At 65.3% G+C, this 25,228-nt stretch carries 28 protein-coding genes; 1 reads left to right on the plus strand and 27 read right to left on the minus strand.

The annotated features are described in order from the left end of the window. Positions 1-23: 23 nt before the first annotated feature. The gene (locus tag LZ005_RS12180) at positions 24-1,916 is read left to right on the plus strand and encodes a DUF885 domain-containing protein (protein ID WP_237808349.1); all 1,893 of its coding nucleotides are present in this window, start codon (positions 24-26) and stop codon (positions 1,914-1,916) included. Positions 1,917-1,923: 7 nt separating this feature from the next. On the opposite strand, the gene tatC is transcribed toward LZ005_RS12180, so the two are convergent. The 27 genes from tatC to LZ005_RS12315 all read right to left on the minus strand — a co-directional run bounded on the left by tatC (position 1,924) and on the right by LZ005_RS12315 (position 25,061). Further along, a complete protein-coding gene (gene tatC / locus LZ005_RS12185) occupies positions 1,924-2,670 on the minus strand; it encodes a twin-arginine translocase subunit TatC (protein ID WP_237808350.1) in 747 nt (248 codons plus the stop codon). Next, positions 2,667-3,158, minus strand: coding sequence for a Sec-independent protein translocase protein TatB (tatB, locus tag LZ005_RS12190; protein WP_237808351.1), 492 nt, complete (start codon positions 3,156-3,158; stop codon positions 2,667-2,669). Before tatB ends, tatC begins: the two co-directional genes overlap by 4 nt. A 9-nt stretch (positions 3,159-3,167) precedes the next feature. Continuing rightward, positions 3,168-3,362, minus strand: a complete 195-nt coding sequence (locus tag LZ005_RS12195) for a twin-arginine translocase TatA/TatE family subunit (RefSeq protein WP_237808352.1) — start codon at positions 3,360-3,362, stop codon at positions 3,168-3,170. A 108-nt stretch (positions 3,363-3,470) separates the two neighbouring features. Further along, positions 3,471-3,848 (minus strand): histidine triad nucleotide-binding protein, encoded by a 378-nt coding sequence (locus LZ005_RS12200; protein WP_237808353.1) that lies wholly within the window; start codon positions 3,846-3,848, stop codon positions 3,471-3,473. 9 nt (positions 3,849-3,857) lie between these two features. After that, complete coding sequence (locus LZ005_RS12205; protein WP_237808354.1) at positions 3,858-4,175, minus strand: phosphoribosyl-ATP diphosphatase; 318 nt, start codon at positions 4,173-4,175, stop codon at positions 3,858-3,860. Next, a complete protein-coding gene (gene hisI, locus LZ005_RS12210; protein ID WP_237808355.1) occupies positions 4,168-4,575 on the minus strand; it encodes a phosphoribosyl-AMP cyclohydrolase in 408 nt (135 codons plus the stop codon). Before hisI ends, LZ005_RS12205 begins: the two co-directional genes overlap by 8 nt. A gap of 9 nt (positions 4,576-4,584) precedes the next feature. After that, the gene (hisF, locus tag LZ005_RS12215) at positions 4,585-5,346 is read right to left on the minus strand and encodes an imidazole glycerol phosphate synthase subunit HisF (RefSeq protein WP_237808356.1); all 762 of its coding nucleotides are present in this window, start codon (positions 5,344-5,346) and stop codon (positions 4,585-4,587) included. An 8-nt stretch (positions 5,347-5,354) separates the two neighbouring features. Beyond that, entirely contained in the window at positions 5,355-6,125 is a 771-nt protein-coding gene (gene hisA / locus LZ005_RS12220) for a 1-(5-phosphoribosyl)-5-[(5-phosphoribosylamino)methylideneamino]imidazole-4-carboxamide isomerase (RefSeq protein WP_237808357.1), read from the minus strand. A gap of 15 nt (positions 6,126-6,140) precedes the next feature. Next, positions 6,141-6,779, minus strand: a complete 639-nt coding sequence (gene hisH / locus LZ005_RS12225) for an imidazole glycerol phosphate synthase subunit HisH (RefSeq protein WP_237808358.1) — start codon at positions 6,777-6,779, stop codon at positions 6,141-6,143. Between the two features lie 27 nt (positions 6,780-6,806). Beyond that, entirely contained in the window at positions 6,807-7,397 is a 591-nt protein-coding gene (gene hisB, locus LZ005_RS12230; RefSeq protein ID WP_237808359.1) for an imidazoleglycerol-phosphate dehydratase HisB, read from the minus strand. A 2-nt stretch (positions 7,398-7,399) separates the two neighbouring features. Further along, positions 7,400-8,488, minus strand: a complete 1,089-nt coding sequence (hisC, locus tag LZ005_RS12235) for a histidinol-phosphate transaminase (protein WP_269106675.1) — start codon at positions 8,486-8,488, stop codon at positions 7,400-7,402. Positions 8,489-8,515: 27 nt separating this feature from the next. After that, positions 8,516-9,310 carry a site-specific DNA-methyltransferase gene (locus LZ005_RS12240; protein WP_237808360.1) on the minus strand — a complete coding sequence of 265 codons (795 nt, stop codon included), beginning with the start codon at positions 9,308-9,310 and terminating at the stop codon, positions 8,516-8,518. Further along, positions 9,307-10,617, minus strand: a complete 1,311-nt coding sequence (gene hisD, locus LZ005_RS12245; RefSeq protein ID WP_237808361.1) for a histidinol dehydrogenase — start codon at positions 10,615-10,617, stop codon at positions 9,307-9,309. The genes LZ005_RS12240 and hisD overlap by 4 nt, the downstream gene beginning before the upstream one ends. Before the next feature lie 7 nt (positions 10,618-10,624). Beyond that, positions 10,625-11,278, minus strand: a complete 654-nt coding sequence (gene hisG / locus LZ005_RS12250) for an ATP phosphoribosyltransferase (RefSeq protein ID WP_237808362.1) — start codon at positions 11,276-11,278, stop codon at positions 10,625-10,627. Between the two features lie 8 nt (positions 11,279-11,286). After that, positions 11,287-12,537, minus strand: a complete 1,251-nt coding sequence (gene murA / locus LZ005_RS12255; protein WP_237808363.1) for a UDP-N-acetylglucosamine 1-carboxyvinyltransferase — start codon at positions 12,535-12,537, stop codon at positions 11,287-11,289. A gap of 6 nt (positions 12,538-12,543) precedes the next feature. Continuing rightward, positions 12,544-12,780 (minus strand): BolA family protein, encoded by a 237-nt coding sequence (locus LZ005_RS12260; protein ID WP_237808364.1) that lies wholly within the window; start codon positions 12,778-12,780, stop codon positions 12,544-12,546. Between the two features lie 17 nt (positions 12,781-12,797). Further along, positions 12,798-13,559 carry an ABC transporter permease gene (locus LZ005_RS12265; protein WP_237808365.1) on the minus strand — a complete coding sequence of 254 codons (762 nt, stop codon included), beginning with the start codon at positions 13,557-13,559 and terminating at the stop codon, positions 12,798-12,800. Next, complete coding sequence (locus tag LZ005_RS12270; RefSeq protein WP_237808366.1) at positions 13,556-14,467, minus strand: ABC transporter ATP-binding protein; 912 nt, start codon at positions 14,465-14,467, stop codon at positions 13,556-13,558. Before LZ005_RS12270 ends, LZ005_RS12265 begins: the two co-directional genes overlap by 4 nt. Positions 14,468-14,552: 85 nt before the next feature. Then, positions 14,553-14,807, minus strand: coding sequence for a lipid asymmetry maintenance protein MlaB (locus tag LZ005_RS12275; protein WP_237808367.1), 255 nt, complete (start codon positions 14,805-14,807; stop codon positions 14,553-14,555). After that, positions 14,807-15,445 carry a phospholipid-binding protein MlaC gene (locus LZ005_RS12280; RefSeq protein WP_237808540.1) on the minus strand — a complete coding sequence of 213 codons (639 nt, stop codon included), beginning with the start codon at positions 15,443-15,445 and terminating at the stop codon, positions 14,807-14,809. Before LZ005_RS12280 ends, LZ005_RS12275 begins: the two co-directional genes overlap by 1 nt. Then, positions 15,445-16,188: a VacJ family lipoprotein gene (locus LZ005_RS12285; RefSeq protein ID WP_237808368.1), complete on the minus strand. Its 744-nt coding sequence runs from the start codon at positions 16,186-16,188 to the stop codon at positions 15,445-15,447. Before LZ005_RS12285 ends, LZ005_RS12280 begins: the two co-directional genes overlap by 1 nt. Beyond that, positions 16,185-16,658, minus strand: coding sequence for an outer membrane lipid asymmetry maintenance protein MlaD (gene mlaD, locus LZ005_RS12290; protein WP_237808369.1), 474 nt, complete (start codon positions 16,656-16,658; stop codon positions 16,185-16,187). Before mlaD ends, LZ005_RS12285 begins: the two co-directional genes overlap by 4 nt. Before the next feature lie 10 nt (positions 16,659-16,668). Further along, positions 16,669-17,448, minus strand: coding sequence for a lipid asymmetry maintenance ABC transporter permease subunit MlaE (gene mlaE / locus LZ005_RS12295; RefSeq protein ID WP_237808370.1), 780 nt, complete (start codon positions 17,446-17,448; stop codon positions 16,669-16,671). Beyond that, the gene (locus LZ005_RS12300) at positions 17,448-18,251 is read right to left on the minus strand and encodes an ABC transporter ATP-binding protein (RefSeq protein WP_237808541.1); all 804 of its coding nucleotides are present in this window, start codon (positions 18,249-18,251) and stop codon (positions 17,448-17,450) included. Before LZ005_RS12300 ends, mlaE begins: the two co-directional genes overlap by 1 nt. Before the next feature lie 305 nt (positions 18,252-18,556). After that, entirely contained in the window at positions 18,557-18,739 is a 183-nt protein-coding gene (locus LZ005_RS12305) for a hypothetical protein (protein WP_237808371.1), read from the minus strand. 130 nt (positions 18,740-18,869) lie between these two features. Further along, on the minus strand, positions 18,870-20,333 hold the full coding sequence (locus tag LZ005_RS12310; RefSeq protein ID WP_237808372.1) for a glutamate synthase subunit beta: 1,464 nt from the start codon (positions 20,331-20,333) through the stop codon (positions 18,870-18,872). Positions 20,334-20,357: 24 nt separating this feature from the next. Continuing rightward, positions 20,358-25,061, minus strand: coding sequence for a glutamate synthase-related protein (locus LZ005_RS12315; RefSeq protein WP_237808373.1), 4,704 nt, complete (start codon positions 25,059-25,061; stop codon positions 20,358-20,360). Positions 25,062-25,228: the final 167 nt, after the last annotated feature.

The following is a 25,228-nucleotide window of genomic DNA, read 5'->3' on the forward strand; positions in this document are numbered from 1 at the left end:
CGTGTCCACCGAAGTAAGACAGCATGAAAACACGAACCCAGCTCGCGCTGGCCCTGCTGGCCGGCGCCCTCGCCTGCCAGCCCGCGCAGGCCGCCGCACCGAAGAAGAAAGCCGCCGCCAGCGTCAAGAAGGGCGCAGCCGCCAAGGGCGGCAAGAGCGCGGCCAAAAGCGCCAAGACCGACAAGGGCGCGAAAGCCGGCGCCAAAAGCAGCGCCAAACCCGTCCTGAAACCGGCCGTGCCGCTGGCCCCGCTCAGCTGGCGCGACCGCGTGTTCGACAATCTGGCCACCCAGTTCCTGAATGAGCTGTGGCGCATCGAGCCGGAGCTGGCCATCAGCGTCGGCAAATACGACACCGCGGCCATGCTCTCGATTCCCGATAACGCCGGGCGCCAGCGCGAACTGGCCTTCATCGACGAGTGGCTGGAGAAATTCAGTGCGGTCGACACGCGTCAGCTCGGCAGCAAGCAGAAGAGCGATCTGGCCCTCTTGATCGCCAAGCTCAACGGCGACCGCTGGCGCCTGCAGACCCTGCGCGAGCACGAATGGAACCCGGCCCTGTACAACATCGCCGAGCCGATCGACCTGGTGCTGCACACCGAGTACGCGTCCAACGAGCAGCGCCTGCGCACCCTGCTCAAGCGCCTGGCGAATGTGCCGGCCTACTTCCAGGCTGCCCAGAACAGCCTGACCACGCCGACCCACGAACACACCCAGCTGGCGATCGCCCAGGCGCCCGGCAATCTGATCGTGCTGGACGCGCTCGAGAAGGCGGTCAAGGCCTCGATCCTGACGCCGGCCGAAAAGGAGCTGTACGCGACGCGCCTGACGGCCGCGCGGCGTGCCGTGGACGGCTATGTCACCTATCTGAAGGCGCTCGACACGGTCAATGCCAGCCCGCGTCCTTTCCGCCTGGGCAAGGAGCTGTACGAGGCCAAGTTCGCCCACGAGATCCAGGCGGCCAGCACGGCCGAACAGACCTTCCAGAAGGCCCAGGCCGCGCGCGAGGAACTGCTGACGCGCATGAACGGCCTGGCCGACGAACTGTGGGCGCGCACCATGGGCGATCTGCCGCGTCCCGAGGACCGGCTGCGCAAGATCGGCATGGTGATCGACAAGCTGTCCGACCAGCACGTCAGCCGCGAGGACTTCCTGCCCGAGATCCGGCGCCAGGTGGCGGCCCTGCAGGACTGGGTCGGTCAGCGCAAGCTGCTCACCCTCGACCCCAGCAAGCCGCTCGAGGTGCGCCCGACGCCGCTGTACCAGCGCGGCGTGGCCGGCGCCTCGATCGACGCGCCCGGGCCCTACCGCCCGCAGGACCGCACCTGGTACAACGTCACCCCGCTCGACGGCCTGAGCGCGCAGGAAGCCGAATCCAGCCTGCGCGAATACAACCGCTGGATCCTGCAGATTCTGAATATTCACGAGGCGGTGCCGGGCCACTATGCCCAGCTCGTGTATGCGAACCGCTCGCCCTCGCTGGTCAAGAGCCTGTTTGGCAATGCGGCGATGATCGAGGGCTGGGCCGTGTATGCCGAGCGCATGATGATGGAAGCCGGCTATGGCGACAACACGCCCGAAATGCAGCTGATGTACGCCAAATGGCATCTGCGCGTGGTGACCAACACCATCCTCGACTACAGCGTGCACGTGCTCGGCATGGACCAGGCGGCCGCGCTCGACCTGCTGATGCGCCAGTCCTTCCAGACCGAGGCCGAAGCGCGCGAGAAGTGGCACCGCGTGCAGGTCAGCTCGGTGCAGCTGTGCGCCTATTTCAGCGGCTACAGCGAGATCATGGAACTGCGCGAGGCCAAGAAGAAGCAGCTGGGCGCGGCCTTCAATCTGAAGGACTTCCACGAGAAGTTCCTCAGTTTCGGCAGCGCCCCGGTGAAGATGATCCGCGAGCTGATGCCCTGAGCGGGCCTCAGTCGCGCGCGCTGGTGGCCTTCACGAACAGGGGGGCCAGCAGGATGCCCAGCTCGTACAGCAGGCACATCGGCACGGCCAGGGCCAGCATCGACACCGCGTCCGGCGGCGTCACGATGGCCGAGATGATGAAGGAGCCGACGATCGCGTAGCGGCGGATCTCCTTGAATTTCTCGATGCTGACGATGCCCAGGCGCACCAGGATCACGACCACCACGGGCACCTCGAAGGTGGCGCCGAAGGCCAGACACATCGACATCACGAAGTCGAGGTAGTTTTCGATATCGGGCGCCACAGCGATCGACTTCGGCGAAAAGTCGCCGATGAAGTGGAACACGCGCCCGAACACGAAGAAATAGCAGAAGGCCACGCCGAGCACGAACAGCAGCGAGGACGACATCACGAGCGGCAGCACGAGGCGCTTCTCGTTGTCGTACAGGCCGGGCGCGACGAAAGCCCACAGCTGGTAGAACACCCAGGGCAGGGAGACGATGATGGCCAGCATCAGGGTCAGCTTCATCGGCACCAGGAAGGGCGCGATCACGCCGGTGGCGATCATCTTGGCCCCGGCCGGCAAGGCGGCGATCATCGGTGCGGCAATAAAATCATAGATGCGCGAGGGACCGGGCCAGGCCAGCAGGACGGCGCAGGCGGCCAGGATGCCGTACACGGCCTTGATGATGCGGTCGCGCAGTTCGATCAGGTGAGAGATAAAGGTCTCTTCGCCCGCAGTGGTGTCGGTCATTGGAAGAACGGGGAACGGGTGCTGCCCGGGCGGAATTTCTTGACGCGGGCGGCGGCCGAGATGATGTGGGTGCGCCCGCCATGGCGCTGCTTGTACCAGCCGGGCACGGCGGCGTTACGCTGGACTTTCTTGCGGCGGAAATCGCGCGCCTTGCGTTCGAGCTCGCTGAGCGACGGCGGCGCACTCAGGCTGTCGAGGGCCGGATGGTCTTTCCAGGCCGCCTCGACATCATCGACATGCTGGGCAATCGTCTGCTGGACGCCGCTCTGCACCGAGCTGGCCGCATCCTGCATTTCCTTGTGCAGATTGCGCAGCTCCTCGAGCTCGATTTCGCGCGACACTTCCGACTTCACCTGGGACAGATAGCGCTGGGCGCGGCCATACAGGGTGCCGGCCATGCGCGCCACCTTGGGCAGCTTCTCCGGCCCGATCACCACCAGCGCCACCACGCCGATGACGGCGAGCTTGGTCAAACCCAGGTCGATCATGGCGCGGGCTTAGTGCTTCTCTTTGGCGTCGACGTCGATTGCCTTCTTGGTCTCGGCGGCTTTCTCGTCGTCGGTCTTCATGCCTTCCTTGAAGCCCTTGATCGACTTGGCCAGGTCGCCGCCCAGGTCCGGCAGTTTTTTACCGAACAGCAGCACGATCACGACCAGCACAATCAGCCAGTGCCAAATACTCATCGAACCCATACACAAACCCTCCTAAAAACGCCAAGTATACGCCATCGCCATGACTTCACGGTGACGACTGCATCTGCATGGAAAAATGGGGTCTGACCCCATTTTTCTGGGCTGCACTCAGTTGCGCTCGTGGCGCCACGGGTGCGGGCCGCCGATCAGATGCAGGTGCAGGTGGTAGACCTCCTGGCCGCCGTCGGGGCCGGTGTTGATCAGGGTCTTGTAGCCGCCGCCGACGGCCTTGCCGGCCGCGTCGTAGTGCGGGGCGATGCCTTGCTCGGCCGCCAGGCGCGGGGCCAGCGCCAGCATGCGGCCCAGCAGGCCGGCCTGCGCCGGCGTGGTGTCGCTCAGGGTGCCGATGTGGGCCTTGGGAATGACCAGCAGATGCACGGGCGCATGCGGCTGGATGTCCTTGAAGACCAGCATCTCCTCGTCTTCATAGACGGTGCTTGCGGGAATTTGCTTGGCAGCGATTTTGCAGAAAATGCAGTTGTCCACGTCCTCTCCTTACTCCGTGCGCGCGGCTTTTTCGACCAGGCCGGACACGCCTTCGCGGCGCCCCAGCTCGGCGATGATGTCGTCCGGCGTCAGGCCGAACTGGGCCAGCAGCACCATGCTGTGGAACCACAGGTCGGCGCATTCATAGCGCACCTTGTCGGCCTCGCCATCCTTGGCGGCCATGACCAGCTCGGTCGCTTCCTCGCCGATTTTTTTCAGGATGGCGTCATTGCCTTTGCTGAACAGCTTGGCCACGTAGGAACTGGCCGGGTCGGCGCCCTTGCGGCTCTCGATCGTGGCCGCCACGCGCTGCAGAATCTCACTCATGTTGGGCCTTGTAGATGGCAGACGGGTCCTTCAGCACGGGTTCGCTGTCGTGCCAGTCGCCATTGTCGTATTTCTGGAAGAAGCAGCTGTGCCGCCCCGTGTGGCAGGCGATGCCGCCGGCCTGCTCGACCTTGAGCAGCACCACGTCCTCGTCGCAGTCGAGGCGGATTTCGAGCACCTTCTGGGTGTGGCCGCTCTCCTCGCCCTTGTGCCACAGCTTCTTGCGCGAGCGGCTCCAGTAGACGGCTTCGCCCAGCTCGACCGTGCGGGCCAGGGCGTCGCGGTTCATCCAGGCGAACATCAGGATGTCGCCGCTGGCGGCTTCCTGGGCGATCACCGGCACCAGGCCGTGCTCGTCCCATTTCACCTTCTTCAGCCATTTCGGTACGGTCGGGCTCATGCGCTCCTCTCAGTCCAGGCGCATCGGGATGCCCTGCGCCGCCATGAAGGCCTTGGCTTCGTGCACCGTGTGCTGGCCGTAGTGAAAGATGCTGGCCGCCAGCACGGCGTCAGCGTGGCCCTGCTTGATGCCGTCGGCCAGGTCCTGCAGGCCGCCCACGCCGCCCGAGGCGATCACCGGAATGTGCACGGCGTCCGAGACGGCGCGCGTCAGACCGAGGTCGAAGCCGACCTTGGTGCCGTCGCGGTCCATGCTGGTCAGCAGGATTTCGCCGGCGCCCAGGCTTTCGACCTGCTTGGCCCAGGCCACGGCGTCCAGCCCGGTCGGGGTACGCCCGCCGTGGGTGAACACTTCCCAGCGGCCCGGGGCCACCTGCTTGGCGTCGATCGCCACCACGATGCACTGGGCGCCGTGCTTCTGCGAAGCCTCGAACACCAGCTGCGGGTTCTGCACGGCCGAGGTGTTCATCGATACCTTGTCGGCGCCGGCATTGAGCAGGCGGCGCACATCGGCCACCTGGCGCACGCCGCCGCCGACGGTCAGCGGAATGAAGACCTGGGAGGCGACGTCCTCGATGATGTGCAGGATCAGGTCGCGCCCGTCGGACGAGGCCGTGATGTCGAGGAAGGTCAGTTCGTCGGCGCCCTGCTCATAGTAGCGGCGCGCGATCTCGACCGGATCGCCGGCGTCGCGCAGGGCGACGAAATTGACGCCCTTGACCACGCGCCCATTGGTCACGTCGAGGCAGGGGATGATGCGTTTGGCTAGCATGGTGCGGCTTAGTCGCCTTCCGTCAGTGCATCGGCACGCGCCTGGGCTTCGGCCAGGTTGAGCGTGCCTTCATAGATCGAGCGGCCGCAGATGACGCCTTCAATGCCTTCGTCCTGCACGGCGCACAGTTGTTCCACGTCGCGGATGTTGTGCACGCCGCCCGACGCGATGATCGGCACGCGCACGGCCTGGGCCAGCTTGACGGTCGCCTCGATGTTCACGCCGCCCATCATGCCGTCGCGGCCGATGTCGGTGTAGATGATCGATTCGACGCCGTACTGCTCGAACTTCTGGGCCAGGTCGATCACCTCGTGGCCGGACAGCTTGGACCAGCCGTCGGTGGCGACCTTGCCGTCCTTGGCGTCGAGGCCGACGATGATGTGGCCGGGGAAGGCGCCGCAGGCATCGTGCAGGAAGCCGGGGCTCTTCACGGCGGCGGTGCCGATGATGATGTAGCTGATGCCGTCGTCGAGATAGCGCTCGATGGTGTCGAGGTCGCGGATGCCGCCGCCGAGCTGGACGGGGATCTCATCGATCCCGTTGTCCTCGGCAAAGTCCTGCACGACCTGGAGGATGGACTTGACGGCCGCTTCGTTCTTCGGCTTGCCGGCGAAGGCGCCGTTCAGGTCCACCAGGTGCAGGCGGCGCGCCCCCTGCTTGAGCCAGTGCAGGGCCATCTCGGCCGGATCTTCGGAGAACACGGTGGCGAGTTCCATATCGCCTTGCTTGAGGCGAACGCAGTGACCGTCCTTGAGGTCGATAGCAGGAATGAGCAACATGATGGCGTGTGGGAGTCAGGGGTTCCAGGTGGTGAAGTTATGGTACAGCTGCAAGCCGGCGGCGCCGCTCTTTTCCGGGTGGAATTGCGTTGCCACGACATTGCCGCGCGCAACGGCGCAACAGAAGGGGGCGCCGTAGTCGGTGGTGCCGATCGTGTCCGTCTCGTCCTCGGGCACGGCATAGAAGCTGTGCACGAAGTAGAACCAGGCCGCGTCCTCGATGCCCTGCCAGAGCGGATGCGGGCGCGTCTGGCGCACCCGGTTCCAGCCCATCTGCGGGACCTTGAAGCGCGAGCCGTCGGCCTGCAGGCGGCCCTCGAGCTGGAAGCGCACGACATTGCCGGGCAACAGGCCCAGGCCCGGCGTATCGCCTTCCTCGCTATGGGAGAACAGCATCTGCTCGCCGACGCAGACCCCGAGCACGGGGCGGCTGGCGGCCACGCTGCGCAGGGCGTCCTCGACGCCGGATTCGCGCAGGGATTTCATACAGTCGCGCATGGCGCCCTGGCCCGGCAGGACCAGGCGGTCGGCGGCCAGGATCTCGGGGACCTCGCCGGAAATGCGGACATCGGCCTCGGGCGCTACGGCACGCAGGGCCTGCGCTACCGAGCGCAGGTTCCCCATGCCGTAGTCGACCACTACTATTTTGTTCATGGTTGTACTCGCAGCGTGCGTGTCAGGTCAGAGGCTGCCTTTGGTCGAAGGGATGGTGCCGGCGGCACGCGCGTCCAGCTCGCTGGCCATGCGCAGGGCGCGGCCGAAAGCCTTGAACACGGTTTCGCACTGGTGGTGGGCGTTGACCCCGCGCAGATTGTCGACATGCAGGGTGACGCCCGCATGGTTGACGAAGCCGCGGAAGAATTCGATGGTCAGGTCGACGTCGAAGCTGCCGATGGTCGCGCGGGTAAACGGCACATGCCATTCGAGGCCGGGACGGCCGGAAAAGTCGATCACCACGCGCGACAGGGCTTCGTCGAGCGGCACATAGGCGTGGCCGTAGCGGCGGATGCCTTTCTTGTCGCCGATGGCCTTGGCCACGGCCATGCCGAGCGTGATGCCGACGTCCTCGACCGTGTGGTGGGCGTCGATGTGCAGGTCGCCGCTGGCGACGACCTCGAGGTCGACCAGGCCATGGCGGGCGATCTGGTCGAGCATGTGGTCGAGGAAGGACACGCCCGTATTGAGTTTCTGGACGCCGCTGCCATCGAGGTTGAGGGCGACGCGGACCTGGGTCTCGCTGGTGTTGCGCGTAATGTCTGCGGTGCGGTTCATGATCACTTGAGTGCGGCGGTAAGGGCCTGCAGGAAGGCCGCGTTCTCGTCTGGCGTGCTGACAGTCACGCGCAGGCAATTGGCCAGCAATGCATGCATTTTACTCATATTTTTGGCCAGGACCTTGTCCGCGACGAGTTTGGCCTGGACGGCGTCGGCATCGGGCACGCGGAACAGCAGGAAATTGGCGGCCGAGGGGAACACCGTGACCCCGGGCAAAGCGGCCAGGGCAGCGGCCAGGCGCGGGCGTTCGGCATTGAGCAGGGCGGCCTGGGCGTCGAGCACCTCGAGGTGGTCGAGCGCGAATTCGGCAGCCACCTGGGTCAGCACATTGATGTTGTAAGGAGGCCGCACTTTTTCGATTTCGGCCAACAAAGCGGGCGCCGCCGACATATAGCCGAGGCGGATGCCGGCCAGCCCGAGCTTGGACAGGGTGCGCATCACGACCATGTTCGGGTAGGCCGGCAGCTCACCCATGAAGCTGGTGCGGGCGAAGGGCTCATAGGCCTCGTCGACCACCAGAATGCCGTGCTCGCCCAGAGCAGCCGCCAGGGCGGCCACATCCGCCGCGCTGTGCAGATTGCCGGTCGGGTTGTTCGGGTAGGCGAGGAAGACCAGCGCCGGCCGGTGCGCGGCGATGGCCGCCAGCATGGCCGGCATGTCGAGCGAGAAGTCGGCGCGCAGCGGCACGCCGACGAAGTCCTGGCCGGCCATCGTGGCCGAGCGCTGGAACATCACGAAGGTCGGCACCGGGGCCAGCACGGTGGCGCGCCGGTCCTGGCGCGCCGTGGCCATGCACAGCAGCGAGATGATCTCGTCCGAGCCGTTGCCGAGCAGGACGTCATAGCCGGCCGGCACCCCGAGGCGGGCGACGATGCGCTGCTTGAGGCTGGCGTAGCTGGGCACCGGGTAGCGGTTCAGGACGGCCGCGGCCAGGCGCTGGCCGAGTTCGGCGCGCAGGGCGTCCGGCAGGGCATACGGGTTTTCCATCGCGTCGAGCTTGATGTAGCCGGACGCGTCGGGCACGTGGTAGGAGGCGATCGCACGCACATCGGCGCGGATCGTGTTTGCAATCAGAGTATCGAGAGCCATGATCGTGGGGCCGGGCTGAGCCGGCGATTAACATTGTTCGGCGGTGATCTTGCGCTGTTTTTTGGTCGGGACTTCGGGCTCGGCCAGGCGCCGGGCGATGATCTCGCAATACGCGGGATTGAGCTCGAAGCCCACGTAATGTCGGCCATGCAGGCGCGCCGCCACGGCCGTGGTGCCGCTGCCCATGAAGGGGTCGAGCACCACGCCGCCGGGCGGGCACGAGGCCTTCAGCATGCGGCTGATGATTTCCAGCGGCTTCTGGGTCGGGTGGTCGGCCCGCTCCGGATGCTCGCGATGCAGGCGCGATACGCTCCACAGATCTTTGGGGTTGTAGCCCACTTCCAGCCATTTGGCGCCGGCAAACAGGGCGCGCGACCTGGCCTTCTTGGTCTCGGCGTCGTAGGGGATACGCACGGCGTCGAGGTCGAAATAATAGTCCTTGCGCTTGGCGAAGAAGCCGATCGTGTCGTGCACCGAGCTGAAGCTGCGGGTGCTGCCGCCCATCGAGGGCACGCGCCGGTCCCAGATGATCTCGTTGATGTGCAGCATGCGCCGCTTGAGCATGACGAAGATCTCGGGCGAGAAGCGCCAGGTCAGAAAGATGTAAAGGCTGCCGTTGTCCTTGAGCTTGGGCAGGGCGGCGTCGATCCACTGCTCGGTCCAGGCCAGGTAGTCATCCACGCTCTGCTGGTCGGAGCCATTGCCGTAGTCCTTGCCCAGGTTATAGGGCGGATCGGTCAGGATGAGGTCGACCGACCCGTCCGGCACGCGGGCCAGGCCCGTCAGGGCGTCTTCGCAAAAAATCTGGTCGCGCCAGCTCATGGCTTGAGACGCAGCTCGGCGCTGCGCGCGTGGGCCGGCAGGCCCTCGCCATAGGCCAGTTCGGCCGCCACCTTGCCCAGGGTCTGGGCGCCGGCCTCGCTGACCATCAGCAGCGACGAGCGTTTCTGGAAGTCGTACACGCCCAGCGGCGAGGAGAAGCGCGCCGTGCGGCTGGTCGGCAGCACGTGGTTCGGGCCGCAGCAGTAGTCGCCCAGCGACTCGGACGAGAAGCGGCCGAGGAACAGGGCGCCCGCATGGCGGATCTGCTCGGCCCAGTGGAGCGGGTCTTCGGCGCTGATTTCCAGGTGCTCGGCCGCGATGGCATTCGCGATGGCGCAGGCTTCGGCCATGTCGCGCACCTTGATCAGGGCGCCGCGCTCGCTCAGCGAGGTGCGGATCGTGGCCGCGCGCGGCATGGTCGGCAGCAGCTTGTCGATGCTGGCGTGGACGCGCGCGATGTAGTCGGCGTCCGGGCACAGCAGGATCGACTGGGCCAGCTCGTCGTGCTCGGCCTGGGAGAACAGGTCCATCGCCACCCAGTCGGGATCGGTCGTGCCGTCGCACAGGACCAGGATTTCGGAGGGGCCGGCGATCATGTCGATGCCGACCGTGCCGAATACACGGCGCTTGGCCGCGGCCACATAGGCATTGCCGGGGCCGACGATCTTGTCGACCGCGGGGATGGTCGCGGTGCCGTAGGCGAGCGCCGCCACGGCCTGGGCGCCGCCGATGCCGATCACGCGCGTGACGCCGGCAATGGCGGCGGCGGCCAGCACCATCGGGTTCTTCACCCCGTCCGGGGTCGGCACCACCATCACGATGTCCTGCACCCCGGCCACCTGGGCCGGCACGGCGTTCATCAGCACCGAGGACGGGTAGGCCGCCTTGCCGCCGGGGACATAGATGCCGACGCGGTCGAGCGGGGTGACGCGCTGGCCGAGCAGGGTGCCATCGGCCTCGGTATAGCTGAAGCCGCGCAGTTCTTCCTTCTGGCGCGCGTGGAACACACGGATGCGCGCGGCCGCCGTTTCGAGCGCGGCGCGGCGCGCCGGCGCCAGGCTGGCCAGGGCGGCCTCGAGTTCGGCCTGGCCGATCTCGAGGGCGCCGATGCTGGCCGCCTGCATGCGGTCGAACTTGTTGGTGTATTCGAGCACGGCGGCGTCGCCGCGCGCCTTCACGTCGGCCAGGATGGCGGCCACGGCCTGCTCGATGGCGGCGTCGGTGGCCGCTTCAAAGGCCAGCAGGGCGTGCAGCTGCTGGCTGAAGTCCGGTGCGCTGGAATCGAGGTGGCGGATGGCGAGCGACATGATGCGATTACTTTCCTTGTGCGGACGCCCGTTCGAAGGCGTCGAGGATGGGCTGCAGGCGCGCCCGTTTGAGTTTCAGCGCGGCCTGGTTGACCACCAGGCGCGAGGAGATTTCCATGATCTGTTCGACTTCGACCAGATTATTCGCGCGCAGCGTCGAGCCGGTCGAGACCAGGTCGACGATGGCGTCCGACAGGCCGACCAGCGGGGCCAGCTCCATCGAGCCGTACAGCTTGATCAGGTCGACGTGCACGCCCTTGCTGGCGAAGTGCTGGCGCGCCGTGTGCACGAACTTGGTGGCCACGCGCAGGCGCGCGCCCTGGCGCACCGCGTTCTCGTAGTCGAAGCCGGCCTTTGTGGCGACCGACATGCGGCAGCGCGCGATGTTCAGGTCGATCGGCTGGTACAGGCCTTCGCCGCCATGCTCGAGCAGCACGTCCTTGCCGGCCACGCCGAAATCGGCGGCGCCATGCTGGACATAGGTCGGCACGTCGGTGGCGCGCACGATCAGCACGCGCACGGCCGGATCGCTGGTCGGCAGGATCAGTTTGCGCGAGGTCTCCGGGTTCTCGAGCACCGTGATGCCGGCCGCGGCCAGCAGCGGCAGGGTGTCTTCGAAAATGCGGCCCTTCGACAGCGCCAGGATCAGGTGGTCGTTCATCGCTTTCCTTACTTGATGCGCACGATGTCGGCGCCCACCTGCGACAGCTTGACTTCCATCTGGTCGTAGCCGCGGTCGAGGTGGTAGATGCGGTCGACCAGGGTCTCGCCGCGCGCGGCCATGCCGGCGATGACCAGCGAGGCCGAGGCGCGCAGATCGGTCGCCATCACGGGCGCGCCGACCAGCTGCTCGACCCCTTCGATGAAGGCGGTATTGCCCTCGATGGTGATGCGCGCGCCCAGGCGGTTGAGCTCCTGCACGTGCATGAAGCGGTTTTCGAAGATGGTTTCGGTGACCTTGCTGGCGCCGCTGGCGATGCAGTTGACGGCCATGAACTGGGCCTGCATATCGGTCGGGAAGCCCGGGTATTCGGTGGTGCGGAAGGACACCGCCTTGGGCCGGCTGGCCATCTGGGCGCGGATCCAGTCCGGGCCGGTGGTCAGGATCACGCCCATCTCGCGCAGCTTGTCGAGGGCGGCGTCGAGGATGTCCGAGCGGGTGTTCTTCAGCACGATGTCGCCGCCGGTCGCCGCCACCGCGCACAGGAAGGTGCCGGCCTCGATGCGGTCCGAGATGACCTCGTGGCGCGCCCCGTGCAGGGCCTCGACGCCCTGGATCACCAGGCGGTCGGTGCCGATGCCTTCGATGCGCGCGCCCATCGCCACCAGCAGATTGGCCAGGTCGGTCACTTCCGGTTCGCGCGCGGCGTTTTCCAGCACCGTTTCGCCGTCGGCCAGGGTGGCGGCCATCAGCAGGTTCTCGGTGCCGGTCACGGTGATCATGTCGGTGACCACGCGCGCGCCCTTGAGCTTCTTGGCGCGCGCATAGATGTAGCCGCCCTCGAGGCGGATCTCGGCGCCGAGCGCCTCCAGGCCCTTGATGTGCTGGTCGACCGGACGCGAACCGATCGCGCAGCCGCCCGGCAGCGAGACCTTGGCTTCGCCGAAGCGCGCCAGCAGCGGGCCGAGCACGAGGATCGAGGCGCGCATGGTCTTGACCAGCTCATACGGCGCTTCCAGCTTGTCGATGGCGGCGCCGTTGAGGGTCACCTGCTCGCCGTCCTGGCTGACCTTCAGGCCGGTCTGCTGGAGCAGCTTGAGCATGGTGCGCACATCGTGCAGGTGCGGCACATTGGCCAGGGCCAGGTCGCCGCTGGTGAGCAGGCCGGCGCACAGAATCGGCAGGGCCGCGTTCTTGGCGCCGGAGATGGTGATCTCGCCAGCGAGGCGCTTGCCGCCTACGATCTTCAGTTTATCCATGGATGCTTAGCCTTGGTATTCGGACGGGGTCAGGGTCTTCATCGACAGCGCGTGGATCTCCTCGCGCATGCGGTCGCCCAGGGCAGCGTACACCAGCTGGTGGCGCTGCACCATGCGCTTGCCCTCGAAGGCGGGCGAAACGATGATGGCCGAGAAGTGGTGGCCGTCGCCTTCCACCTCGAGGTGGGTGCAGGTCAGGCCGGCCGAGATATAGCTGTGAATCAGTTCGGGAGTGGTCGCCACGGGAAGTCCTTTGTCGTTCAGTGACGCAGCTTGTAGCCGCGCTTGAGCAGGTTGATCGTTACGCCGGACAGCACCACGAAGAAGGCCGCGACAATCGCGAGGCTGATCCAGGGCGACACGTCCGAATGACCGAAGAATCCATAGCGGAAGCCGTCGATCATGTAGAAGAAGGGATTCGCATGCGAGACCGCGAGCCAGAACGCGGGCAGCGAGTGAATCGAGTAGAACACGCCGGACAGGAAGGTGGCCGGCATGATGAAGAAGTTCTGGAAAGCGGCCAGCTGGTCGAACTTCTCGGCCCAGATGCCGCAGATGACGCCGAGCGTGCCGAGGATGGCCGCGCCCATCACGGCGAACACCAGAATCCACAGGGGCGCGGCGAAGCTCAGGTGGGCGAACCAGGCGGTGACGATGAACACGCCGCAGCCGACGGCCAGGCCGCGCACGACCGAGGCCAGCACATAGGCGCCCATGATCTCCCAGTGCGACAGCGGCGGCAGCAGGATGAACACCAGATTGCCGGTGATCTTCGACTGGATCAGCGAAGACGAGGCGTTGGCAAAGGCGTTCTGCAGCACCGACATCATCACCAGGCCGGGGATCAGGAAGGCCGTGTAGCTGACGCCCGGGTAGACCTCGACCCGGCCTTCGAGCACATGGCCGAACACCAGCAGGTACAGCAGGGCGGTCAGGATCGGCGCCGTGATGGTCTGGGTGGCGACCTTCCAGAAGCGCAGGGTCTCCTTGTAGAACAGGGTCTTGAAGCCTTGCGTGATCATACGTGGCGGCCCTCCATGATCTGGATGAAGATGTCCTCGAGGTCGGCCTGCTGCAGCTGCATTTCGTCGATCTCGCAGCCGGCCGCGCGCAGGGCGGCCAGGATGCCTTCGACTTCGGCGTACTCGTTGACGCGCAGGTTGTAGCCCTGGCCGCCATTGCTGGCGTCGTGCGAGACCAGGTGGCGCAGGCTCTCGGGCAGGCTGCCCTGGCGCAGATGGACATTCAGGGTCGAACCGGAGATGCGCCGGATCAGGGCCGACATGGTGTCGAGCGCGACCACCTTGCCCAGCTTGAGCATGGCCACGCGCTGGCACATGGCCTGGGCTTCCTCCAGATAGTGGGTGGTCAGCACCACGGTGTGGCCTTCCTTGTTCAGGCGCGCGATGAACTTCCACAGGGTCTGGCGCAGTTCGACGTCGACCCCGGCGGTCGGCTCGTCGAGCACGATCACGGGCGGCTTGTGCACCAGGGCCTGGGCCACCAGCACGCGCCGCTTCATGCCGCCCGACAGGGCGCGCATATTGGTGTCGGCCTTGTTGCTCAGGTCGAGGTTGTCCATCACCTCGTCGATCCACTTGTCGTTGTTCTTCAGGCCGAAATAGCCGGACTGCAGACGCAGGGTCTCGCGCACCGTGAAGAAGGGGTCGAACACCAGCTCCTGCGGCACCACGCCGAGCTTCATGCGCGCCTGGCGGTAGTCGCTGACGACGTCGTGGCCGTGGATGGTGATCTGGCCCGCATCCGGCCGGATCAGGCCGGCGATACAGGAAATCAGCGTGGTCTTGCCGGCCCCGTTAGGGCCGAGCAAGCCGAAGAACTCGCCCTCTTCAATCGTGAGCGAGACGCCGCCCAGGGCCTGCAGGGCCTTGTAGCGCTTTTCGACATTGGTGATCTGGATGGCTGCCATGGCAGGGAAATGGACCAAGGGAACTGGTCATTATAGGGGAATTCGGCAGGCCGGGTGGGAGTCCGGCCCGCGCGCGCAGAGCGGACTAGGCGAGGAATTCGTCCACCCCGTACAGGGTGGCGAGCGTATGGACCGGTTGCGGGATGTGGGCAAAGCGCAGCGCGCTGCCGGCCGCGCGCGCGGCGCGCAGCCAGGACAGCAGCACCGAGACGGCGGCGGAATCGACGGCCGTCAGGCCGGCCAGGTCGATATCGGTCTGGCCGGCGCGGATCGCGGCCAGCCCCTCGGCCTGGACGCGGCGCGCCGTCTCGACCGTGATGCTGACGGGGGCGAAGGCCATTACTTGGAAGCCTTGCCGCCAGCGGCGGCCTTGGCGGCAGCCTGCTTGTTCTTCTCGGCCAGGGCCTTGATCAGGCCGTCGAAGCCGCCCTTCGTGATCTCGCTCTGGAAGGTGCCCTTGTAGGCTTCCACCAGCCAGGCGCCGAGCACGTTGATGTCGTAGATCTTCCATGCGCCGGCCGTCTTGGCCACGCGGTAGTTGAGCTGAATCGGCTCGCCGCGCGGCACCACCACCTGGGAGCGCACTTCGACTTCGCTGTCGGCCGGATCGGCGCGCAGGGGCTTGAACTCGACCGTCTGGTCCTTGATCTGGCTGATCGCGCCCGAGTAGGTGCGCACCAGCAGGGTGCGGAACTCATTGGTCAGGGCCTTCTGCTGCTCGGGGCTGGCGTCCTTCCAGTTGCGCCCGGCGGCCAGCGAGGTCATGCGCTGGAAGTCGACGAAGGGCAGGACCTTGGCTTCGACCAGCTCGTTCACCTTCTTCTGGTTGCCGGCCTGGATGTCCTTGTCGGCCTTGGCGGCGCTCATCACCTCATTGCTGATGCGCTTGACGAAGGCGTCGGCCGCTTCGGTCTGGGCGAAGGCGTTGCTGCCAAGGGCCAGGGCGGCGGCGGCGATCCAGAGTTTCAGTTGTTTCATCATGGTTCTTTCCTTTCTGCGGCTGGCGGCGGGACCTCGTCTTCCTTGTCGTCCTTGCTACGACCGTCATTGCCGTCGTTGATGCGGCTTTCGCGCCGCTGCAGGAAGCTGTCGCGCACGAACTCGTAGCGATCCAGCGCCGCTTCTTCCATCAGGTTGGTGGCATCCAGGTAGGTCGCGCGCAGATCGACCAGGCGCAGGCCGGTGCCGATATTGCGGACATACACAGGGTCTTTGTATTTCCAGGGGTCGGCCTGGCGGTCGAGCGGAATGCCGGCCGCGTCGCGCACCGTGCTGGCCCCGAGGAAGGGCAGCATCAGATACGGACCGGACGGCACGCCCCAGCGGCCCAGGGTCTGGCCGAAGTCCTCGTTGTGCTTGGGAATGCCGGCTTCGGAGGCGATGTCGAGCACGCCGAGCAGGCCGAAGGTCGAGTTCAGGGCGACCCGGGTGACGTCGGAAAAGCCCTCGGCCGGTTTCCCTTGCAGGAACTGGTTGACGGCGGTCCAGACATCGGCCAGGTTGCCGAAGAAGTTGTTGACCCCGGTCTGTACGAAGCCCGGCGTCACCGTTTTGTAGGCGGTGGCGGCCGGCTTGAGCGCGACCTGGTCGACCTTGTCGTTAAAGTCGAACATGGCCCGGTTGAATTTCTCAAACGGGTCTTTCGGATTGGTGGCTTCGGTCGTGGCGCAGCCCGTCAGCAGGGGCAGGGCCAGGGCCGTCAGCGCCAGGGTTTTTCTCATTTTGCAGCGTCCTTACCGTCCGCGGCCTTGCTGTAGATGAACTGATTGATCAGGTCTTCCAGCACGGCGGCCGACTGGGTGCGGGCGATGCGGTCGCCAGCGGCCAGGTTTTGCGCATCGCCGCCGGCTTCGATCCCGATGTACTGCTCGCCCAGCAGGCCGGCCGTGAGAATCTTGGCCGAGCTGTCTTTCGGGAATTTGTAGCTGACGTCGAGGTCCAGGGTGACGAGGGCCTGATAGGTCTTGTCGTCGAACTTGATGTCGCCCACGCGGCCGATCACCACGCCGGCGGCCTTGACCGGGGCCTGCGGCTTGAGGCCGCCGATATTGTCGAATTTGCCGACCACCGGATAGGTCTTGTTGAAGGAGACGGCGCTCATATTGCCGGCCTTCAGGGCCAGGAACAGCAGGGCCAGCGCCCCCAGGACCACGAACAGGCCTACCCAGACGTCTATCGATTTGCGATGCATGCTTGATTCCTTACTTATTAAACATCATGGCGGTCAGCACGAAGTCCAGCCCCCACACGAGCAGGGACGCATAGACCACGGTGCGCGTCGTCGCGCCCGCCACATCTTCTGGCGTCGGCCGCGCCTCATAGCCCTGGAACAGGGCGACGAAGGTGACGGCCACGCCGAACACAAAACTCTTGAGCACGCCATTGAGGATGTCGGCGCGCACGCTGACATTGGCCTGCATCTGCGACCAGAAGGCGCCATTGTCCACGCCGATCAGCTCGACGCCGACCAGGTAGCCGCCGATCACGCCGACCGCGCTGAAAATGGTGGCCAGCACCGGCATCGAGATCAGGCCGGCCAGGAAGCGCGGCGCCAGCACGCGCTGGATCGGGTTGACGGCCATCATTTCCATGGCGGTCAGCTGCTCGCCCGCCTTCATCAGGCCGATTTCAGCCGTGAGCGAGGTGCCGGCGCGGCCCGCGAACAGCAGGGCAGTGACGACCGGCCCCAGTTCGCGCACCAGCGACTTGGCCACCACTTCGCCGAGCTTTTGCTCGGAGCCGTAGGGCGCCAGCGTGTAATAGCCCTGCAGGCCCAGCACCATGCCGACGAACAGGCCGGACAGGGCGATGATGACCAGCGAATAATTGCCGATGAAGTGGATCTGCTCCGAAATCAGGGCTGGCCGGCGCAGCGCGCCCGGGGTCTTGGACAGGATGGCGACGAAGCCCCGCGCGGCATAGCCGAGGTCTTCGAAGGTGCGGCGCACCGGGCTGCCAATGGCGGTGAGGAATTTCTGCATCAGGCTTGTCCTCCCAGGCCGAGGTCGTCGGCGAGCGCGCGGCCCGGGTAGTGGAAGGGCACGGGACCGTCCGGCATGGCGTTGACGAACTGGGCCACGTAAGGATCGGTCGACTGGCGCATATCGTCGGGCGTGCCGTGGGCGACGATTTTGCCGCCGGACATGAAATACACGTAATCGGCGATCTCGAAGCACTCGTGCACGTCGTGCGAGACCAGCACGCTGGTCGACCCGAGCGCGTCATTGAGGTTACGGATCAGATTGGCGGTGACACCCATCGAGATCGGATCGAGGCCGGCGAAAGGCTCATCGTACATAATCAGCGGCGGATCGAGCGCAATGGAGCGCGCCACGGCCACGCGGCGCGCCATGCCGCCCGACAGGTCGGCCGGCTTGAGCTTGGCGGCATTGCGCAGACCGACGGCGTTCAGCTTCATCAGCACGAGGTCGCGGATGATGTCTTCCGGCAGGTCCGTGTGTTCGCGCAGGGGGAAGGCGACGTTCTCGAACACCGTCAGGTCGGTGAACAGGGCGCCGAACTGGAACAGCATGCCCATCTTGCGGCGCAGGCGGTACAGGCCTTCCGTGTCGAGCTCATGCACGACATCGCCATCGACGCGCACGCTGCCGCGTTGCGGACGGATCTGGCCGCCGATCAGGCGCAGCACGGTCGTCTTGCCGCAGCCCGAGCCGCCCATGACCGCCACGACCTTCCCGCGCGGGAAGTCCATGTTCAGGTTGGACAGGATCGGCCGTTCGCCATAAGCGAAATGCAGATCGCGGATTTCGACGAGGTTGGACACAGCGGTACTCATGAATGGGGAATCCCGTATTGTAGTGCAGGAACAGCAAGTCCTGCAGGGACCGGCCCTGTTTCTGGGGAGCCGGGACGGGGATTTTACCCGATTACTGAACGCCAAGTCATCAATTTTTACAAATGTAAGTATTTGTTTTTACACGTTTATGCATATGCAGCAATTGTGTAAACGATAACTTTCAATGGGAAAGTGTTTCCCATTGGGGCTTAATTGCGGAACATGGTCCGTGTCAGCAGGCGGCGCTCATGCAGAATGCGCAGCACCGCAATTTCTGTCGGGCGCTATCGGCATCATTCTGTGGCGGGCGTCTGTACTTCCGCGTCGAGGCGATCGAAGAAGCCTTCAAGGTCTTCGATCAGTTCGCCAGACCCACTGTGCAATCCTTCGAGCAGCAGGGTGTAGAGCGCTTCCTCCTCGGCATTGGTGGGGCCGAAGACGAAGTCCTGCTCGTCGGGAAAATGAGGGGCGCGCATTGGCGTATTCTACGGCCGCGCGACCCTGCGCGGCGCCGCGCAGCAAAGAAAATCGGGGCGCGCGGCCCCGATCCCCTCACTGCAGCAGTCTGGCCGCTGAGCGGCTCTGTCTCCTCCTCCCCTGCAGCTCTTAGCGCGGCAGCACCGATTCGCCCATCAGGAAGGCATCGACCGCGCGCGCGCACTGGCGCCCTTCGCGGATGGCCCAGACCACCAGCGACTGGCCACGGCGCATGTCGCCGGCCGCGAACACTTTCGGCACCGAGGTCGCATACGACTTCTCGCCCTCGGTGGCGGCCTTGGCATTGCCGCGCGCATCCTTGGCCACGCCGAAGGCATCGAGCACGGTCTGGACCGGCGAGACGAAGCCCATGGCCAGCAGCACCAGGTCAGCCTTGAGTTCGAATTCCGAGCCCGGCACTTCGCTCATCTTGCCGTCTTTCCATTCGACGCGGCAGGCGATCAGCTTCTCGACCTTGCCATTCTTGCCTTCCAGGCGCTTGGTCGCCACCGCCCAGTCGCGCTCGCAGCCTTCCTCGTGCGAGGACGAGGTGCGCAGCTTGATCGGCCAGTAGGGCCAGACCATCGGCTTGTCTTCCTGTTCCGGCGGACGCGGCAGCAGTTCGAACTGGGTGACCGAGGCCGCGCCATGGCGGTTCGAGGTGCCCACGCAGTCGGAGCCGGTATCGCCGCCGCCGATCACGATCACATGCTTGCCGGTGGCCTTGATCTGGTCCTTGAGCTTGTCGCCGGCATTGACCTTGTTCTGCTGCGGCAGGAATTCCATGGCGAAGTGCACGCCCTTGAGCTCACGCCCCGGCACCGGCAGATCGCGCGGCATCTCGGCGCCGCCGGCCAGCACGATGGCGTCGAAGTCCTTGGCCAGGTCCTCGGGGAAGATGGTGTCCTTGGCCTGGTTGTGGATACTGGCCGGGAAGTCTTTGCCGATCAGGACAGAGGTGCGGAATTCCACGCCTTCGGCTTCCATCTGGGCGATGCGGCGGTCGATATGCGACTTCTCCATCTTGAAGTCGGGGATGCCGTAACGCAGCAGACCGCCGATGCGGTCGGCCTTTTCAAACACGGTCACGCTGTGGCCGGCGCGCGCCAGCTGCTGGGCCGCGGCCAGGCCGGCCGGGCCGGACCCGACGATGGCCACGCGCTTGCCGGTCTTGATCTCGGCCGGCTGCGGCTGCACCCAGCCCTTTTCCCAGGCCACGTCGATGATCTTGTGCTCGATCGACTTGATGCCGACCGGGTCCTCGTGGATGCCGAGCGTACAGGCGGCCTCGCACGGGGCCGGGCAGATGCGGCCGGTGAACTCGGGGAAGTTATTGGTCGAGTGCAGAACGTCGATGGCCTCGCGATAATTGCCCTTGAAGACCAGGTCGTTCCAGTCCGGAATGATGTTATTGACGGGGCAGCCGTTATTGCAGAAGGGGATGCCGCAGTCCATGCAGCGCGCGCCCTGCAGCTTGGCCTGCTCGTCGCTCAGGTGGATGACGAATTCCTTGTAGTTCTTCAGACGTTCGGCGGGCGCCAGATACGCCTCTTCCTGACGCTGGAATTCCATGAAGCCGGTGATTTTTCCCACGATGATTCCTCTTTCTATTCCGGATTAGGCCGCGATCTTTTCCTCGACTTGCGCCGCGGTGTACATTTCCTTCAGCGCGCGCTTGTAGTCGGTCGGGAAGACCTTCACGAATTTGCTGCGGCCATTGGCCCAGTCGTCCAGCAGGTTGCGGGCGCGCGTGCTGCCCGTGTGCTTGAAGTGGCGTTCGATCAGGCGCTTGAGGATGGTCTCATCGGCCTCGCGCTCGCCATTGCGCGTCACGCTGTGCATGGTGGTAACGTCGGTCTGTTCGGCCGCCGGCAGCACCCGCTCGAGGGCCACCATGGCCATATTGCATTTCTTTTCGAACTCGCCGTCCGGGTCGTAGACAAAGGCCAGACCGCCCGACATGCCGGCCGCGAAGTTGCGGCCGGTAGCGCCGAGCACCACGACGGTGCCGCCAGTCATGTATTCGCAGCCATGGTCGCCCACGCCTTCGACCACGGCCGTGGCGCCCGAGTTGCGCACGGCGAAGCGTTCGCCGGCCACCCCATTGATGAAGGCCTCGCCCGAGATCGCGCCGTACAGCACGGTGTTGCCGACGATGATGTTGTCCACGGCCCAGCCGCGGAACTCGGTGTTCGGGCGCACGATCACGCGGCCGCCCGACAGGCCCTTGCCGACGTAGTCATTGCCCTCGCCCACCAGGTCGAGCGTGATGCCGCCGGCCAGGAAGGCCGCGGCCGACTGCCCGGCCGTGCCCTGCAGCTGGATGTGGATGGTGTCGTCCGGCAGACCGGCGTGGCCGTAGCGCTTGGCCACTTCGCCCGACAGCATGGTGCCGACCGTGCGGTTGACGTTGCGCACCGGCGAAATGAAGGACACGCGCTCGCCGCGCTCCAGGGCCGGCTTGGCCTGGGCGATCAGCTTGTGGTCGAGCGCCTTGTCGAGGCCGTGGTCCTGCTCTTCCGTGTGGAAGATCGCCGCGCCCGACTTGGCCGGGGCCTGATAGAACACGGCCGAGAAATCCAGCCCCTTGGCCTTCCAGTGCGAGACGGCCTTCGACTTGTCGAGCAGGTCGGCGCGGCCGATCAGTTCGTCAAACGTGCGGATGCCGAGCTGGGCCATGATCTGGCGCGCTTCCTCGGCCACGAAGAAGAAGTAGTTGACCACGTATTCGGGCTTGCCCTGGAACTTGGCGCGCAGCACCGGGTCCTGGGTGGCGACGCCGACCGGGCAGGTGTTCAGATGGCATTTGCGCATCATGATGCAGCCCTCGACCACCAGCGGGGCGGTGGCGAAGCCGACTTCATCGGCGCCCAGCATGGCGGCGATGACGACGTCGCGGCCGGTGCGCATCTGGCCGTCGGCCTGGACGCGGATGCGCGAGCGCAGGCCATTGAGCACCAGGGTCTGCTGGGTTTCAGCCAGGCCCAGTTCCCACGGGGTACCGGCGTGCTTGATCGAGGACAGCGGCGAGGCGCCGGTGCCGCCATCATGGCCGGCGATCACGACGTGGTCGGCCTTGGCCTTGGTCACGCCCGCGGCCACGGTGCCGACGCCGACTTCCGACACCAGTTTGACCGAGATCGAGGCGCGCGGGTTCACGTTCTTCAGATCGTGGATCAGCTGGGCCAGGTCTTCGATCGAGTAGATGTCGTGGTGCGGCGGCGGCGAAATCAGGCCGACGCCCGGCACCGAGAAGCGCAGCGAGGCGATGTATTCGGACACCTTGTGGCCGGGCAGCTGGCCGCCTTCGCCGGGCTTGGCGCCCTGGGCCATCTTGATCTGAATCTGGTCGGCCGAGTTCAGGTATTCAGCCGTGACGCCGAAGCGGCCCGAGGCCACCTGCTTGATCTTCGAGCGCATCGAGTCGCCGTCTTCGAGGGCGATGTCGGTGACGATGCGTTTGGCGCCGAGCACGGTCGCCATGGTCTCGCCCTTCTTGATCTTGATGCCCTTGAACTCAGGCAGATAGCGGGCCGGATCCTCGCCGCCCTCGCCCGTGTTGGACTTGCCGCCGATGCGGTTCATGGCCACGGCCAGGGTCGCGTGCGCTTCGGTCGAGATCGAGCCGAGCGACATGGCGCCGGTGGCGAAGCGCTTGACGATCTCCTTGGCCGGCTCGACTTCCTCGAGCGGAATCGCCTTGCTCGGATCGATCTTGAATTCGAACAGGCCGCGCAGGGTCAGGTGGCGCTTGCTCTGGTCATTGATGATCTGGGCGTATTCCTTGTAGGTGTTGAAGTTGTTGGCCTTGGTCGAATGCTGGAGCTTCGCGATCGCATCGGGCGTCCACAGGTGGTCTTCGCCGCGCACGCGGAACGCATATTCGCCGCCGGCGTCGAGGGCCGCGGCCAGCACCGGGTCCTTGCCGAAGGCCAGCATGTGCAGGCGCAGGGCCTCCTCGGCCACTTCGAACAGGCCGATGCCTTCCACGCGCGTGGCCGTGCCCTTGAAGTATTTGTCGACCAGTTCCTTGTTCAGGCCGACGGCTTCGAAAATCTGCGCGCCGCAGTAGGACATATAGGTCGAGATGCCCATCTTCGACATCACCTTCATCAGGCCCTTGCCGACCGCCTTGGTGTAGTTGTAGATGGCTTTTTCCGGCGTCAGATCGGCGGCCAGGGCGGGCGCCATATCGGCCAGGGTTTCCAGCGCCAGGTAGGGGTGGACGGCCTCGGCGCCATAGCCGGCCAGCAGGGCGAAGTGGTGGACTTCGCGCGCCGAGCCGGTTTCCACCACCAGGCCGGTGGAGGCACGCAGGCCGCGCGCCACCAGGTGCAGGTGGATGGTCGAGGTGGCCAGCAGGGCCGGGATCGCGACCTGGGCGGCCGAGACATTACGGTCCGACACGATCAGGATATTGTGGCCCGACTTGACGGCGTCCACGGCTTCGGCGCACAGCGAGGCCAACTGGGCTTCGATGCCCTCCTTGCCCCAGGCGACCGGATAGCAGATGTTCAGTTCATAGGACTTGAACTTGCCGCCCGTGTGCTGCGAGATCGAACGCAGGCGCGCCATGTCGTCGAAGCCGAGCACCGGCTGGGCCACTTCGAGACGCATGGGCGGGTTGACGTTATTGGTGTCGAGCAGGTTCGGCTTGGGACCGATGAAGGACACGAGCGACATCACCATGGCTTCGCGGATCGGGTCGATCGGCGGGTTGGTCACCTGGGCGAACAGCTGCTTGAAGTAGTTGTACAGCGGCTTGAGCTTGTTCGACATGACGGCCAGCGGCGAGTCATTGCCCATCGAGCCGATCGCCTCCTCGCCGCTGACGGCCATCGGCGTCAGCAGGAACTTCAGGTCTTCCTGGGTGTAGCCGAACACCTGCTGGCGGTCGAGCAGGGCGGCCGGGGCCTTCTCGCCCTGGGCGTCCTTGGCGCGGTGCTGGGCCAGCTGCGATTCGGCCAGCTTCAGTTCATTGAGCTTGATGCGCACCGAGTTGATCCAGGCTTTGTAGGGCTTGGAATTGGCATAGGTGTTCTTCAGCTCCTGGTCGTCGACGATGCGGCCGGCTTCGAGGTCGATGAGGAACATCTTGCCCGGCTGCAGACGCCATTTCTTGATGATCTTGCTTTCGGGGATGGGCAGCACGCCCGATTCCGAGGCCATCACGACCAGGTCGTCATCGGTGACGATGTAGCGCGCCGGGCGCAGGCCGTTGCGGTCGAGGGTGCCGCCGATCTGGCGGCCGTCGGTGAAGGCCAGGGCGGCCGGGCCGTCCCAGGGTTCCATCATGGCCGCGTGGTATTCATAGAAGGCGCGGCGGTTGTCGTCCATCAGCGTGTGGTTTTCCCAGGCTTCGGGCACCATCATCATCATCGCCTGGGCGATCGGGTAGCCCGACATCACCAGCAGTTCGAGCGCGTTGTCGAAGCAGGCCGTGTCCGACTGGCCTTCATAAATCAGGGGGAACAGCTTCTGCAGGTCCTCGCCCAGCACGGCCGACTTCATCACGCCTTCGCGCGCGCGCATCCAGTTGAAGTTGCCCTTGACGGTATTGATCTCGCCATTGTGGGCGATCAGACGATAGGGGTGGGCCAGCGGCCATTCGGGGAAGGTATTGGTCGAGAAGCGCTGGTGCACCAGGGCCAGGGCCGAGATGCAGCGCGGGTCCTGCAGGTCCTGGTAGTAGACGCCGACCTGGTCGGCCAGCAGCAGGCCCTTGTAGACGATGGTGCGCGCCGACATCGAGGCGACGAAGAATTCCTTACCGTGGATCAGCTTCAGAGCCTGGATCGCGTGGCCCGAGGATTTGCGGATCACATACAGTTTGCGTTCGAGGGCGTCGGTGACCATGATGTCCGGGCCGCGGCCGATGAAGATCTGGCGGATCACCGGCTCCTTGGCGCGCACGGTGGGCGACATCGGCATCTCGACGTCGACCGGCACATTGCGCCAGCCGAGCACGACCTGGCCTTCGATGCGCACGGCGCGTTCGATTTCCTGTTCACAGGCGATGCGCGAGGCATTCTCCTTGGGCAAGAAGACCATGCCGACGCCATATTCGCCCGGGGGCGGCAGTTCGACGCCCTGTTTGGCCATTTCGTCGCGGTAGAACTGGTCGGGAATCTGGATCAGGATGCCGGCGCCGTCGCCCATGAGGGCATCCGCCCCGACCGCGCCACGGTGGTCGAGGTTTTTCAGAATCAGCAGGCCCTGTTCGATGATCGAATGGCTTTTCTGCCCCTTGATATGGGCAACAAAGCCGACGCCACAGGCGTCATGTTCGTTGGACGGATCGTACAAACCTTGGGCGTTCATCAGCGTTCTCCAGCTCGAAATAGGGATGCGAAAAACCAGAGTAGTGCAACGCAGCAAAACGCGCAAGCAAAATAAAGAGGGTCGGAGTCAAATTAAATTCGCGTTTTTGGATTTCACATTTAAATAGGGACAGATCAAAAAGCGCCAAAACTTGTCAGATAGAAAAA

The sequence above is a fragment of the Massilia sp. TS11 genome, assembly GCF_022012445.1.
Taxonomy (GTDB): Bacteria; Pseudomonadota; Gammaproteobacteria; order Burkholderiales; family Burkholderiaceae_D; genus Telluria.